Below are 13,120 nucleotides of genomic sequence, written 5' to 3' on the forward strand. Positions count from 1 at the left end.
TATTTGTCTATTTGAAATTTTCTTCGTTATTTTGCACTCTCAAATATTCATAAGAAATAAGAACATCCAGATATGTCAAGAATTTGCCAAATAACAGGAAAGCGTGCAATGGTAGGAAACAATGTTTCTCACGCTAATAACAAAACGAAGCGTCGTTTTGAAATTAACTTATTAGAGAAGAAATTTTACCTTCCAGAGCAAGAGAAATCTGTAACACTAAAAGTTACTGCTCACGGATTGAGAATTATTAATCGAATCGGGATTGAAGAAGCGATCCTAAGAGCAACTAGAAACGGATTTATTAAATAATTAGAATCATGGCAAAAAAAGGAAATAGAGTACAGGTGATTTTGGAGTGCACAGAGCACAAAGAAACAGGTGTTGCAGGAATGTCAAGATACATCACGACAAAGAATAAAAAGAACACTACTGAGCGATTAGAATTGAAAAAATTTAATCCGGTTCTTAAGAAATACACCCTTCACAAAGAAATCAAGTAATTTTTTAAAAAAATAAAAGATGGCAAAGAAAGTAGTAGCAACGCTTCAAGGTGGTGCAGGTTCAAAAAAAATGACCAAAGTAGTGAAAATGGTAAAATCTGCTAAAAGTGGTGCTTACGTTTTCGAAGAGAAAGTAATGAACGCAGACGAAGTTGAAGGTTTTTTGAAAAAATAATTTTCTGCTTTAGCGAGAATATATAAAACTATCCGATTGGGTAGTTTTTTTGTTTTATCTTTGTTTGCAGTCCATGACGGGCAGGAAGTCTAAGTATTAAATTTGTAAATAGTAGAATGAGTTGGTATAAAAAGATCTTTAAGAAAGAAGAAAAAGAAACTTTAGATAAAGGTTTGGAAAAATCGAACCAAGGTTTTTTTGAAAAAATTTCTAAAGCAGTCGTCGGAAAAAGTACAGTTGATGATGAGGTTTTAGATGGCTTAGAAGAAGTACTCATTGCTTCAGATGTTGGTGCTTCTACTACGATAAAAATTATTGAAAGAATTGAAAAACGCGTCGCCAAAGATAAGTTTGTAGGTACTGATGAATTGAATCAAATTCTGCGCGAGGAGATTTCGGGTTTGTTATTAGAAAATCCACACGCGGCAACAGGGAATATCGACGAGTCTAAAAAACCTTATGTCATCATGGTTGTTGGCGTAAATGGCGTAGGTAAAACCACCACCATTGGAAAATTAGCGCATCAGTTTAAATCAGAAGGCAGAAAAGTTCTTTTGGGAGCTGCTGATACTTTTCGAGCGGCTGCAACTGAGCAATTAACGATTTGGAGCGAAAGAGTTGGTGTTCCGATTGTGAAGCAAAATATGGGATCAGATCCGGCTTCAGTGGCTTTTGATACGGTTCAAAGTGCTGTTGCAAATCATTCAGATGTGGTGATCATTGATACCGCAGGAAGACTTCATAATAAAGTCAATTTGATGAATGAGTTGACGAAGATTAAAAGAGTGATGCAAAAAGTAATTCCAGATGCACCACACGAAATTCTTTTGGTTTTAGATGGTTCCACAGGACAAAACGCTTTTGAACAGGCAAAACAATTTACTGCGGCGACCGAAGTTAATGCTTTGGCGGTGACCAAATTAGACGGTACTGCGAAAGGTGGAGTAGTAATTGGGATTTCTGATCAGTTTCAGATTCCAGTGAAATATATAGGAGTAGGTGAGAAAATGACCGACTTGCAATTGTTTAATGGAACAGAATTTGTAGATTCTTTTTTTAGAAAGCGAAATTAAATAGTATTATTTAATTTTTTTTTCTAAATTTATTTAATCATTCAGAAATTATTAACATTAAATTTTTTAAACTATGGGAATTTTAACTTGGATCATTTTTGGTCTTATCGCAGGTGCAATCGCTAAAATGATTATGCCAGGAAATCAGAATATGGGATGGCTTTTGACCATCATTCTTGGAATTGTAGGAGCCTATGTTGGTGCTTTTATTGGCCAGGTTTTAGGTTTGGGAGATGTTACAGGATTTAACTTCGGGAGCATGTTTTTGGCTATCGGTGGTGCGCTTTTAGTGCTATGGATTTATGGAATGGTAACCAAGAAAGGTTAATTAGTATTTAGTAAAAAAAATCCCGATTTGAAAATTCAAATCGGGATTTTTTGTGATCTTAATCGAATTTGATGTGGTACGGCATTTCCATCATCACACTGCTTTGTAATTTTGGATTGGTAATCTGTTCGAAAATCTTATAATTATCGAGGCCGATTTTATTTTTTATAATTCTTGCCGAGATTTCGTCTTCGCTCATGTCTTTAAATAACTGTTCGAATTTGCTTATTTTTTTCGGATAATTGGTAACACTGTACGTTTTTAAATTGGCTTTTTGTGCAGCAAAAGTAAGCGCGTCATTAATAGTACCCAATTCATCTACCAAACCAATTTCTTTTGCTCTTGTACCACTCCATACTCTTCCTCCACCGACTTCATCAATTTGGGCAAATGATTTTTTCCGGTTCACGGTTACAAAATGTACAAATCTTTTATAAGTTTGTTCCACGCTTTTGGTCATCATGGAAACGCCACCTGGAGTGATTCCGTTGATAGGAGAGTACATATTAGAATTGGCATTGGTATTAACTGCATAAGAATTTAAACCATTTTTATCTGCAATTTCTTTAAAATAAGGAATCATCCCGAATACACCGATGGAACCGGTTAAAGTGTTTGGCTCAGAATAAATTTTATCTGCAGCCATTGCAATGTAATAGCCGCCGGAAGCTGCGTAATCGCCAAATGATACAATGAGCGGTTTTTTCTTTTTCAGTTGTTGAAGTTCAAAAAGAATTTCATCAGAGGCATTGGCGCTCCCTCCTGGGGAATTAATTCGAAGAACAACTGCTTTTATTTTTTCGTTTTCTGCAATTTTTTTAATTTCTTTGATAAAATTTTCGGAGTAAATATTATCATAACCTTCACCGTTATAAATAGCACCCGAAGCGTATAGAATTGCAACTTGATTATCTTCGGTTTTGTTTTTCTCTTCTAAACTTGAAATATAAGTATTAAAAGATATTTTATTTAATTTGTCTTTTTCATTCAATTTTAATTGAGATCGTAATAAATCATCATATTCAGATTTCTGTATAAGTTTGTCGGCTAACTTATATTTAATACTTAAGTCAGGAATTATTCCGTAAAGGCTATCTACCACTGTCCGAAACTGTGCGGTATCCATTTTTCTGGCGGTTGCCATTTTTGTGGCGTTGGTGGTCCAAATGTCTTTTAATAAAGTAGAAAGCTGTTCTCTGTTTTCAGGCGACATGTCTTCTCTCATAAATGGTTCTACGGCAGATTTGTACTTGCCATGGCGAATAATTTCTATACCGATCCCATATTTTTCAGCAAATTTTTTCATGTACAAAACTTCTGTACTGAGTCCTTTCAAATCAATTCCACCCGAAGGATTCAGAAAATATTGGTCAGCCACAGATCCCAAGTAATACGCGGATTGGGAAACCACATTACCATATGCGTACACGAATTTGCCACTCTTTTTAAAGTCTTGCAGTGCAGTGCGAATATCATCAAGCTGGGTCATTCCGGCTTTTATTCCGTCGGTTTCTATACTGATGCCCTTAATTTTTTCATCGGTCTTCGCATTTTTAATTGCTTCGAGAATATCAAAAACCATAATGTTTTTTTCCTTTTCATTCAGCGAAAATAATTGGGGGTTATCTTCGTTAGGACTGTCTATAATTTGCGTTTTGAAATCTAATATTAAAACGGAATTGGTTTTTATATGGGGTTTTGAATCTGAGCTAAAAGTACTTGCTGCAATTATTACCACCAAAAATAGGAGAAAAACTGCGCCAACAATCATAATTGCGACTATATTTGCCAAGACATTCTTAAAAAAACTTTTCATAATTTTTTAAATATTTTCTAATATGTCGCAATATGAGGTCACTTTGTTACTCGGAAGCAATCTCGGGGATACAAAAAAAAATATCGAAACTGCATTGCATTATATCGAAAAAGAATTTGGTCCTATATTAAGGAGAAGTGATATTTTATTAACTAAACCCGTAGAGTTTGCTAGTAATAATATTTTTTGTAATATTGTAGTATTGATAAAAACACAATTTTCTCCTATTAAACTGTTGAATTTCATAAAAAAAATTGAGTTCGATATGGGGAGGATAGAAGATTCATCTGTTACAAATGCTTATTTAGACAGGATTATCGATATTGATATTGTTCTATATGGAGACCTTAAGTTTGACTGCAAAACTTTAAATATTCCTCATAAAAAACACTTGTACGAACGTGAGTTTTCGCGAAATTTATTAATGAGTATAAAAAGACATTAAAAACAACAAATATGAAATTAGGTTTATTTTTAGCAATAACCTTGCCTATTGCTTTCTATGCGCAAGATCGCTCAGGAGTTGCCACTAAGAATGAGTATCCCAATGCATACTCAAATGGTTCGGCGAAGGTAAGCTCTTTTACGAATTCATCCAGATTGTTCAAAGATTGGTCAATATCAGTAGGAGGTGGAGCTGCTGTTTTTCAAAATGCAGATTTATCATCTTTTTACGATGGCAAAGTTAATCTTGGCTGGAACGGATATGTGAGTATCGATAAACAAATCTCTCATACTTTCGGAATAAGTGTACTTTACCAAATGGGTATGCTTAACCAAAAGGGTCTTTTACCAGGAGCAGGTGGCGTTGCAGCAGGTGTCGCAACTGCATGGACAAAATATCAACAAGTTTCTATTTTGGGAGACATTAATTTTTCAAATTTACTTCGTCGCGTAGACAACCATTCTCCTTATAGATGGGCTCTACACGGTTATGGAGGAGTTGGTTTGCAAGGTTACAACACTTTGTTGTTAGATAATGACATGTCTAGATACAGTACAGTTCCAAAAAGAATTCCTATCGAAATTGATCAAAAATTAGGTTTTGATACGTTCTTTTACCAAATTGGAATGGGAGTGAAATATAATGCATCAAAATTAATTGATATCGAAGCGCGAGCGATGTATATTATTACTGGAGATGATTCGTTTGATGGCGGTGGAAATGGCAAAAATGCAATTCCTCGTTATAACGCAATTACAACAGGAAATTCTGACAATTTTGTTACGGTAAATTTAGGCTTGTCAATCAAGTTAGGGAAACATGATACACATCTGTCATGGTACGATCCATTGCAAGATATTCACAACCGCATCAATGTTTTGCAAAATTCACCTGATGAATTCATAGTTTGCGAAAAAGGTGATAAAGATAATGATGGCGTTTGCGACGATTGGGATCGACAATTAGATACTCCTGCAGGTGCGAGAGTTGATGGTGCAGGTGTAGCTTTGGATATGGATTTAGATGGAGTAATCGATCTTTATGACAAGTGCGTAACAGTTGCGGGTCCTGTAGAAAACAATGGATGCCCGATGAGTAGTCCGTCAAACAAATAATAACAGCGATCCTATTTTTTTAGTGGGTTTATTAACTGATAAATTCCGGGCCTGAATTAGTCAATGAGATTTTGCAATTCAGGTTATTATTCGCAAACATTTATAACTAATAATTACATTACAAATTAAAATACACATTATGAAACTAAATTTAGCAATCGTGGCCTTAGCTGTAGCTTTACCTACTGCTATCTTCGCGCAAGATTCGACAGCAGTTTCTACCGGAGGATATCCTAACGCATTCTCTTCAGGATCTGCAAATGTCTCACCGTTCACACAATCATCCAAGAGATTCAACGATTGGGCGATATCTGCAGGTGCAGGAGTACCATTGATGCAGTCATCCGATCTAACTTCAATAAAAGGTTTTGGGGCAGGTAAAAACTTGTACGGATGGTCTGCTTATGTTAGTATTGATAAAGCAATCACTCATGCTTTTGGTTTAAAATTGCAGTATGATAAAGGAGAAACAAGACAAGGATTTGTAAATACCAATGATAAAGTAGCTTCACCAACTGGAGCGGGCGCTAGAACTCAATATGATGCTATTTCTGTTTTGGGAGACATCGATTTTTCTAACCTTCTTCGAAGAGTAGATAATCACTCACCATTCAGATGGGCTCTACACGGTTATGCAGGAGTCGGAACTTTAGCGTACAGAGCATACAGACAAGATGCAGGTGCCGCTTACAATCAAAATTTGATTACAGAGGTGAAACCTTTTATTTTAGGAAGTTTCTTCGGTCAAGCTGGAGCTGGTATTAAATACCGCGCAACAAAATCAGTAGATTTAGAGGCGAGAGGAATGTATATCATATCTGGTGATGATAATTTTGATGGAGCAGGTGGAACATCTTACAACGGAAAAGTAAATGACAATCCTTCAGATAACATCATTAATCTAAGTTTAGGGGCAACTTTAAATTTAGGAAAACATGAATCACACCTTTTCTGGCACGATCCATTGCAAGAAATCTACTACAAATTAGATGTATTGGCGGATAAAAACCAAGATGTTGAAGTTTGTAAAAAAGGAGATGCAGATAATGACGGAGTTTGTGACGATTGGGACAGACAATTGGATACTCCTGCAGGTGCAAGAGTTGATGGTGCAGGTGTAGCTTTAGACACAGATCTAGATGGAGTTATTGATCTTTACGACAAATGTGTTACTGTTCCTGGTCCTGTAGAAAATAATGGTTGTCCTAAAAACGAAACCTCTGTTATTACCGACAATACAAGAACAATGGAAGGAATCGAATTCGATCTGAATTCTGACAAAATTCTTCCATCAAACACCCCAATTTTGAACAATGCAGTGAGTTATATTAACTCTTCTACTGGTTCATATAATGTAATTGGTGCTACAGATACAAGAGCTTCTGATGTTTACAATCAGAAATTATCTGAAAGAAGAGCAAATAGTGTTAAAAATTATTTGACCAAAAACGGAGTAGAAGCAGGTAAATTAAACGCAATTGGTAAAGGTGAAAAAGACCTTAAATATCCAGAATGTGAACCAGCTGACAAATGTCCAGAATGGAAAAACAGAGCAAACAGAAGAGTTTACTTTGAAGCAAAATAATTGATAAAAATTATATAATAAAAGTCACGCATTGCGTGGCTTTTTTTGTTTTCTGAAATTTCTTTACCTATTTTTACTCCATGATTTATCCACAGGATTTTCACCAACTCAAATTTCAAACCCTTAAACATTTTTGGGGATACGAAACATTTCGGGATTCACAGGAAGAAATTATCAATTCCCTTATTGATGGCAAAGATACATTGGCGCTTCTTCCAACTGGTGGTGGAAAATCGTTGTGCTACCAATTACCTGCTCTTATTTTAGAAGGAACTTGTCTCGTTATTTCGCCACTTTTAGCCTTGATGAAAGATCAAGTCTATCAACTCAAAAATAGCGGAATCGAAGCCGAATATTTATCTTCTGAACTCGATGACTTTGATGCAGAAATCATTTTTAACCGGTGTAAAAATGGATTAACAAAATTATTGTACGTTTCCCCAGAACGCCTTACAAACAGGACTTTTTTGCAAAATCTCGAAGAAATTCAAATCTCTTTTTTAGCAGTTGATGAAGCGCACTGTATTTCAGAATGGGGACAAGATTTTCGCCCGAGTTATCAGAATATTAAGCAATTTCGGGAGAATCTAAAAAATATTTCTGTGTTGGCTCTTACTGCAACGGCAACAGCAAAAGTTTTGGCCGAAATTCAGCAGAAATTAAGTTTAAAAAATGCCAATATATTTCAGCGCAGTTTTCGTCGAACGAATATCAAAATGATCGCAGACAAAATTGCTGATAAATACGAAATGGTTTTAAATATTATGAAATACAATAATTCTTCCGGAATTATTTATGTCAGAAGCCGCAAAGAAACAGAAGAACTGACGAAATTTCTGCAAAGAAACCAAATCCAAAACGTTGATTTTTTTCATGCAGGTTTACCTTTAAAAGAAAAAAATGCCAAACAAAAATTATGGATTCAAAGTCCTAATCATGTTTTGATTTCTACCAATGCTTTTGGGATGGGAATCGATAAAGATCAGGTTCGTTTTGTAATTCACTTTTCGCCCGCACAGTCGATTGAGAATTATTACCAGGAAATTGGTAGAGCAGGTAGAGATGGTTTAGAGTCTTATGCTTATTTGCTGTGGAATGAGCAGGAATTAACCAATTTTGATCAAATTCTAAGAAATCAAATTCCCTCGAAAGCAGAGTTTTTAAAGATTGTATCTTATCTATATTCCACGTTTCAAATTGCAGAAAATGATCTGCCCGAAAATATTTTTCAACTTCATATTCAAAGGATTCAAAATTTCACGAAAACTTCTTTGGCTAAAATTAGAAATGTATTGAATTTTCTCCATAATCAGGAATTTATATTTTTTAACAGCAACCAATCGCTTTCTTCTTTGGAGTTAAAAATGGCTCCAGAGGAACTCGAGCTGCTTTCCCAAAATGACTCTTATTTTATCGAACTTTTACTTCGTACATTTTCGGGTTTTACGACACACAAAATTATGTTCAGTGAGAAAACGCTGAGCAATAAAATAAACTCCGATCCGCATTTGATCAAAGAACGCCTCAAGGAACTGCAGCGAAAAGGCTATTTAGAATATATTGATGGCGCGTTATCAAGTATTAAATTTTTGAAACCTCGTGAAGACCGTCATTTCAATGGTAAATACTGGAATCTTTTTGAGCAGATTCAAAAAAACAAATTGCAGAAATGGGAAGAAATGAAATTCTTTGTACAAGATTCTGATTTTTGCAAGATGAAATTAATTCTCTCTTATTTTGGGGAGAAAAATGTGAAGAACTGTGGTCAATGTTCAGTCTGTGAAAAGCAGAAAGAGAGCGTTTTTGGCAGAAACATTTCTGCAGAGATCCTGCAAGTTCTTCAACATAAACCATCTAATGTAGAAGAAATTGCCATTAAACTCAATTATTACGAAAAAGAAAACATTCTAGAAAATCTTATTTTTCTTTTAGATTCTGGTCAGGTGAAAATGCTGAATTTCCGAACGTATATGATAAGCTGATCGATTTTGAAATCAAACCTTGTTATTTTTGATAACAATTAATTTTTTATTCTCCTTTAAATTTATAATCTCCTTTATTCCTTTTAAAAATGAAACCATTAAAAATAATATTCTTCGGAACTCCTGAATTTGCAAAATCGTGTTTAGAAGCGATTCATCATTCTTCGCATGAGGTTGTAGGTGTGGTAACTGTTGCAGATAAAGCAAGTGGTCGCGGACAAAAAATGAATCAATCTGCGGTGAAAGTTTTTGCAGTGGAAAATAATCTCACCCTTTTTCAACCCGAAAAATTACGAAATCCAGAATTTTTAGAGGAAATTTCCAATTTAGATGCCGATGTTTTTGTGGTTGTCGCTTTTAGAATGATGCCCAAAATTTTATTTGAAAAACCAAGGTTGGGAACTTTTAATCTTCACGCTTCCCTGTTACCGGATTATCGTGGAGCTGCACCGATTAATTATGCGATCATTAATGGCGAGAACAAAACTGGCGCTACAACATTCTTTATCAATGAAAAAATCGATGAGGGAAATATTTTATTGCAGGAAGAATTAGAAATTTATCCGGATGAAAATGCGGGTGCTCTTCACGACCGTCTCATGGCAATGGGTGCGCAACTTATTGTGAAAACATTAGATGGTTTGGCTGCAAACACCATTCAGGAAACACCGCAAACAAATGTTGAACACCCCAAAAATGCTTTTAAAATATTCAAAGAAGACACGAAAATTAATTGGAATGGCAGCTCCGAAACCGTTCATAATTTTGTTCGCGGTATGTCGCCATATCCATGTGCTTTCACCAATTTAAAGATTGGCGAGGATGAAAAATCATTAAAAATATATCGCGGAAAAATTGAAATTGACGCGCATGAAAATACTCCCGGAACTTTAGAAATAGATAAACATCGATTTAAAATTTTCACAGAAGATGGTTTCTATCTTCCCGAAGAAGTGCAACTTGAAGGAAAAAAAAGAATGTCGGTGAAGGATTTTTTAAATGGTTTTCAGCATTTCGACCATATTTCTATGGCTTGAATCAGTTGCGGTTTTTAAGTAAAATCCAACCTTTATAGGAAACCGGTAGATTCGTGTCAGGTTCAGTCCAGTTCAGGATGTACCAATAATTTCCTGTTGGCAACGCACGTCCTTTTGATTTTCCGTCCCAAATAAACTGTTGGTTTTGTGATTGAAAAACGCGAGTTCCGTACCGATCATAAATCGAAATACTCACGTCTTTTTTAATGTTAAGATCTGAGTAATCGAGATGATCATTGTACCCATCATTATTTGGGGTAATTGCGTTGATTAAGTTAATAATTAAGAATTCTTTTTCGACAATCTCACATTTTGCAAAATCTCTCACAAAAATCTTGTGAAGTCCACGTGGAATATTTGTAAAAACATTTGAAGTCTGATAATTGCCACTATCCAAAGCATATTCATACGGAGGATTTCGCCCAGTTACAAAAATGGTTGCCGTACTTCCCGTTACTTCAATATTAACAATTTGCGGGAGTTGTGCGGCGATTACTTTTACCGGTTGAATGAGTGAACAACCATTCATCGAAGTTAATTCTACCGAATAATTCCCAACCGGAATGTTATCTACGAAATTGATCGTTGCGCCTTGAGCGATGATCGTTCCGTCTTCGCGCACCCATTTATAATTTTTATATCCTAGTTCAGCTTCTAATTTTGCGGTGCTATTTTGGCAGATAATCTGATCACGGAGAATTAGGGATTTTTTAGGGGTATAAAAATGTAAAGTTTGTTTTGTTTTTGCACAACTTCCGCTTTCAACTTCTACATAAATATTGGTATCTGCAGTGTAAGAAAATGAGTCGGAAAGAGGGATTAGATGATCTGAATCCTGATAATATTTAACTAAAAAATAATCTTTAAGATTAGGGATAATTTGCGCATTCAGGTCTTGCAATTTGACGATAATCGGATTTCCATTATTATCATTACAAAATGTTTTTTCTAAAATCACTGGCTTTTCGGCAAATTCAATTTTAATGGAGCCTATTTGTTTGCACCCAGAATCGTCGATCATTACGTCGTAATTTCCCGGCGTCGTCACGGTATAAGTTCCGAAAGTTGCGCCAGGAATTAAAACGTTGTTTTTAAACCATTGATAAGTTGCACCCGGAGTTGTGGCATTTAATGGTAAGGTAGAGTTTTCACAGAGTGCGGTTCCGGTGGAAAGAAGACGGTCTGTTCCCAGATCTTTATTCCCCAGAAAACTTCCAGCTCTCAGAAAAACTGCGGAATCAAAAAGTCCTGTGGAGTCACCATGGTCTGCGATGACTAATTTAATATGGTATTTTACGCCAATATCAACATTTGCTTTTGCAGACAGAATTTTAGTTTGCCCATTGAAATTTGTTGGAGTTTGTACATCGTTGTAACTTCCGAAATAATTGCTGTTTTGAGGACAACCAGCAGAAGCATTAATGGTAAGCGTAGAAACTGGGATGTTGGTTCCAGGAACTACCGCGATATTCAAGTATGGATCTGGAGTGTTGGCTTTTTTAATAAGAAAGGCAAAAGCATCGGAATATCTACAATTTCCTTCTCGATATTCTTCAGAAAGAAACATGTAATCAAAACTGATTTTATTGCTTTTCAAAGCGGTAAAATCGAATTCTAAAACCGTTGCATTGAGAATATTATCGTAATTCAAATTAGATTGCGCGAGGACATCGATTAAATCTTGATCTCCGCCCCAATTCGAATTAGCAAACGGGCTGTTTCGATCTGCGGTTTGAATAAAGGAGTTCGGACCAACACCTGCTAAAGCGCTTCCAGTGGAAAGAATAATTCCTTCAGACATCTCAAAATTGGTCCCGTTTTTATTAAAGTAACCGAAACTTTTATCTCCAAAGCCGAAATCAAATCCAGTAACGGTGACATTATCTACAGCTATACATGTGGCATTTTGGCTGCCAAAAAAAACATCTTTCACCAGCTGATCTGCAGTGTAATTCGTATTTACACTGATGTTTTGTGCATGTAAGATCGAGAAGCCCAATGTGAAGATCAGGCTGAAAATAAAAGTAAAAATGGAGCTAAATTTCATGTGTGAAAGTGGAATGCAAAAATAGGCCTTATTAACCGAAAAAAAAATCTCTCCTTCTATTTTTAGAAAGAGAGATTTTTATGATTATTCTAATGTAATTAAGTAAGACTTACTCTTACGAAACCAACCACTTTTAGATCGCCATTTACAGATTTTACATAATCTGCAACAGACATGTTTCCGTCTTTAATAAAAGCTTGGTGAATCAAAGTATTGTCTTTGTAGAATTTCTGCATTTTCCCTTTTAAGATATTATCAATGATGTTTGCAGGTTTTCCTTCTTTAACCAATAATTCTTTTTCGATTTCTAATTCCTTGTCGATCGTTTCTTGAGAAACCATTGTTTCATCCAAAGCGATTGGATTCATTGCAGCAACCTGCATAGAAACCGCTTTTGCAACTTCAGCAGCACCATCTACATCGCCAGAAAGTGAAGTAATTGCAGCAATTTTATTTCCTGCGTGGATGTAAGCTCCTAAAAATGGCCCTTCAATTCTTTCGAAAGATCCGATTTCGATTTTCTCTCCGATAAGACCTGTTTGTTCAATCAACTTATCTGCAACAGTCATTCCGTGAAAATCAGAAGCGAAAAATTCTTCTTTATTAGCATAAAAAACAGCCTGCTCAGCAAGTTCGTGAGCTAACTCAACGAAATTGTCATTTTTTGCAACGAAATCTGTTTCGCAATTCAAAGCGATGATCGCACCCATGGTGTTATCTTGGTTTACTTTTGCAATTACAGCTCCTTCGTGAGAATCTCTATCGGCTCTGTTTGCAGCAACTTTTTGTCCTTTTTTTCTAAGGTTTTCAATTGCTTTATCAAAGTCTCCTTCAGCTTCTACCAAAGCTTTTTTACAGTCCATCATTCCTGCTCCTGTAATGTTTCTTAATTTCGCTACATCTGCAGCAACCGGTGTATACATATATTTATTTTTTTATATTAAAATTTTGATTAATTTAGCTTTTTTAGGGCGGTGCAAAGATAATAAATTTCACACAAACTAAAAAGAAGATTTA

13 protein-coding genes are annotated in these 13,120 nt (G+C 35.5%); 10 read left to right on the plus strand and 3 right to left on the minus strand.

The genetic code is table 11. The features are described from left to right. Positions 1–72: 72 nt before the first annotated feature. From rpmB to BW932_RS03115, 5 genes are all read left to right on the plus strand, one after another. Positions 73–309: a 50S ribosomal protein L28 gene (gene rpmB, locus BW932_RS03095; protein ID WP_039348836.1), complete on the plus strand. Its 237-nt coding sequence runs from the start codon at positions 73–75 to the stop codon at positions 307–309. A gap of 8 nt (positions 310–317) precedes the next feature. Continuing rightward, positions 318–500 carry a 50S ribosomal protein L33 gene (rpmG, locus tag BW932_RS03100; protein WP_015806891.1) on the plus strand — a complete coding sequence of 61 codons (183 nt, stop codon included), beginning with the start codon at positions 318–320 and terminating at the stop codon, positions 498–500. Between the two features lie 19 nt (positions 501–519). After that, complete coding sequence (locus BW932_RS03105; protein WP_076385251.1) at positions 520–675, plus strand: DUF4295 family protein; 156 nt, start codon at positions 520–522, stop codon at positions 673–675. A 116-nt stretch (positions 676–791) separates the two neighbouring features. Continuing rightward, the gene (gene ftsY / locus BW932_RS03110) at positions 792–1,748 is read left to right on the plus strand and encodes a signal recognition particle-docking protein FtsY (protein ID WP_076385253.1); all 957 of its coding nucleotides are present in this window, start codon (positions 792–794) and stop codon (positions 1,746–1,748) included. A 73-nt stretch (positions 1,749–1,821) separates the two neighbouring features. Beyond that, complete coding sequence (locus BW932_RS03115; protein WP_076385255.1) at positions 1,822–2,076, plus strand: GlsB/YeaQ/YmgE family stress response membrane protein; 255 nt, start codon at positions 1,822–1,824, stop codon at positions 2,074–2,076. Positions 2,077–2,134: 58 nt separating this feature from the next. Here BW932_RS03115 and sppA read toward each other — a convergent pair whose 3' ends face one another. Beyond that, complete coding sequence (gene sppA / locus BW932_RS03120; RefSeq protein WP_076385257.1) at positions 2,135–3,892, minus strand: signal peptide peptidase SppA; 1,758 nt, start codon at positions 3,890–3,892, stop codon at positions 2,135–2,137. A 22-nt stretch (positions 3,893–3,914) separates the two neighbouring features. On the opposite strand from sppA, the gene folK reads away from it, so the two are divergent. From folK to fmt, 5 genes are all read left to right on the plus strand, one after another. Next, positions 3,915–4,337, plus strand: a complete 423-nt coding sequence (gene folK, locus BW932_RS03125) for a 2-amino-4-hydroxy-6-hydroxymethyldihydropteridine diphosphokinase (protein WP_076385259.1) — start codon at positions 3,915–3,917, stop codon at positions 4,335–4,337. Positions 4,338–4,348: 11 nt separating this feature from the next. Continuing rightward, entirely contained in the window at positions 4,349–5,452 is a 1,104-nt protein-coding gene (locus tag BW932_RS03130) for a flagellar motor protein MotB (protein WP_076385261.1), read from the plus strand. A gap of 139 nt (positions 5,453–5,591) precedes the next feature. Further along, a complete protein-coding gene (locus BW932_RS03135; RefSeq protein WP_076385263.1) occupies positions 5,592–7,037 on the plus strand; it encodes an OmpA family protein in 1,446 nt (481 codons plus the stop codon). Positions 7,038–7,117: 80 nt separating this feature from the next. Further along, complete coding sequence (locus BW932_RS03140; RefSeq protein WP_076385265.1) at positions 7,118–9,019, plus strand: RecQ family ATP-dependent DNA helicase; 1,902 nt, start codon at positions 7,118–7,120, stop codon at positions 9,017–9,019. 89 nt (positions 9,020–9,108) lie between these two features. Then, entirely contained in the window at positions 9,109–10,056 is a 948-nt protein-coding gene (gene fmt / locus BW932_RS03145) for a methionyl-tRNA formyltransferase (RefSeq protein WP_076385267.1), read from the plus strand. A 1-nt stretch (position 10,057) separates the two neighbouring features. Here the strand turns inward: fmt and BW932_RS03150 are convergent, their stop codons facing one another. Next, positions 10,058–12,103, minus strand: coding sequence for a choice-of-anchor L domain-containing protein (locus tag BW932_RS03150; RefSeq protein ID WP_076385269.1), 2,046 nt, complete (start codon positions 12,101–12,103; stop codon positions 10,058–10,060). Between the two features lie 98 nt (positions 12,104–12,201). Next, on the minus strand, positions 12,202–13,026 hold the full coding sequence (tsf, locus tag BW932_RS03155) for a translation elongation factor Ts (RefSeq protein ID WP_076385271.1): 825 nt from the start codon (positions 13,024–13,026) through the stop codon (positions 12,202–12,204). Positions 13,027–13,120: the final 94 nt, after the last annotated feature.

Source organism: Kaistella chaponensis, assembly GCF_900156725.1.
Classification (GTDB): domain Bacteria; phylum Bacteroidota; class Bacteroidia; order Flavobacteriales; family Weeksellaceae; genus Kaistella; species Kaistella chaponensis.

Coding starts and splice junctions, on each gene's coding strand:
- rpmB (WP_039348836.1), top strand. CDS start 73: ATGTCAAGAATTTGCCAAATAACAGGAAAGCGTGCAATGGTAGGAAAC.
- rpmG (WP_015806891.1), top strand. CDS start 318: ATGGCAAAAAAAGGAAATAGAGTACAGGTGATTTTGGAGTGCACAGAG.
- BW932_RS03105 (WP_076385251.1), top strand. CDS start 520: ATGGCAAAGAAAGTAGTAGCAACGCTTCAAGGTGGTGCAGGTTCAAAA.
- ftsY (WP_076385253.1), top strand. CDS start 792: ATGAGTTGGTATAAAAAGATCTTTAAGAAAGAAGAAAAAGAAACTTTA.
- BW932_RS03115 (WP_076385255.1), top strand. CDS start 1,822: ATGGGAATTTTAACTTGGATCATTTTTGGTCTTATCGCAGGTGCAATC.
- sppA (WP_076385257.1), bottom strand. CDS start 3,892: ATGAAAAGTTTTTTTAAGAATGTCTTGGCAAATATAGTCGCAATTATG.
- folK (WP_076385259.1), top strand. CDS start 3,915: ATGTCGCAATATGAGGTCACTTTGTTACTCGGAAGCAATCTCGGGGAT.
- BW932_RS03130 (WP_076385261.1), top strand. CDS start 4,349: ATGAAATTAGGTTTATTTTTAGCAATAACCTTGCCTATTGCTTTCTAT.
- BW932_RS03135 (WP_076385263.1), top strand. CDS start 5,592: ATGAAACTAAATTTAGCAATCGTGGCCTTAGCTGTAGCTTTACCTACT.
- BW932_RS03140 (WP_076385265.1), top strand. CDS start 7,118: ATGATTTATCCACAGGATTTTCACCAACTCAAATTTCAAACCCTTAAA.
- fmt (WP_076385267.1), top strand. CDS start 9,109: ATGAAACCATTAAAAATAATATTCTTCGGAACTCCTGAATTTGCAAAA.
- BW932_RS03150 (WP_076385269.1), bottom strand. CDS start 12,103: ATGAAATTTAGCTCCATTTTTACTTTTATTTTCAGCCTGATCTTCACA.
- tsf (WP_076385271.1), bottom strand. CDS start 13,026: ATGTATACACCGGTTGCTGCAGATGTAGCGAAATTAAGAAACATTACA.